Genomic DNA, 632 nt, shown 5'->3' on the forward strand with positions numbered 1-632 from the left:
GATCTCATTTGATGTGAGAGATTTTTCTTGTTTACGCTCTTCAAAAGTTGGAGTTAACTGTAAACCAAACTCCTTTTCTAGTTTGTGAGTTGCTTGAATTGCAAGCATTACGTCATTTCTTCCGTGGTACAACTCACCATTAAAACCGATGCGGTTTAACCCAATATGGATATGCTCGTTGTTTGTGTCTGAGTGTTTACCAAGAAAGTATTGGTGCATGTTAATATCCACACCCATTTCTTCCAAAAATCGTTGAGCAACATTGCACCACGTTGAATTGTCAATGTTTTCCCCTGCTGGCAAAGCAAGAGAAACATGCCAAGCTGGACGCTGAACGTTAGGTCTTAATTTACGGCAAACGGCAAACTCTTTTGCAAGCTCTCTTGAGTTTTCTCCCGACATATTACCCCCTAGTAACTCAGCCCCTTTCACTGAATCAAGGATGTAATTAGCCAGCCCTCGAAAGCCGTTACCTCTATTAACTTTCGCTTTCATCTTTGTCACCTTTATTTGTATTTATATTTATTAAAGTGCTTCTTATTTTATTTAAAGTTTCTCTTAATTCATTTATATCACAATTGAGATATTCACTCATATTGTGCTTATTTAAATGATGAGTGATTTGATTAAGG

At 37.2% G+C, this 632-nt stretch carries 1 protein-coding gene; it reads right to left on the minus strand.

Annotated elements, in window-relative coordinates; genetic code table 11:
• On the minus strand, positions 1–495 hold a 495-nt coding region (locus R7Z49_RS25885; RefSeq protein WP_318112530.1), incomplete at its 3' end, for a relaxase/mobilization nuclease domain-containing protein.
• Positions 496–632: the final 137 nt, after the last annotated feature.

Source organism: Vibrio sp. 1562 (assembly GCF_033340155.1).
Lineage (GTDB): Bacteria > Pseudomonadota > Gammaproteobacteria > Enterobacterales > Vibrionaceae > Vibrio > Vibrio alginolyticus.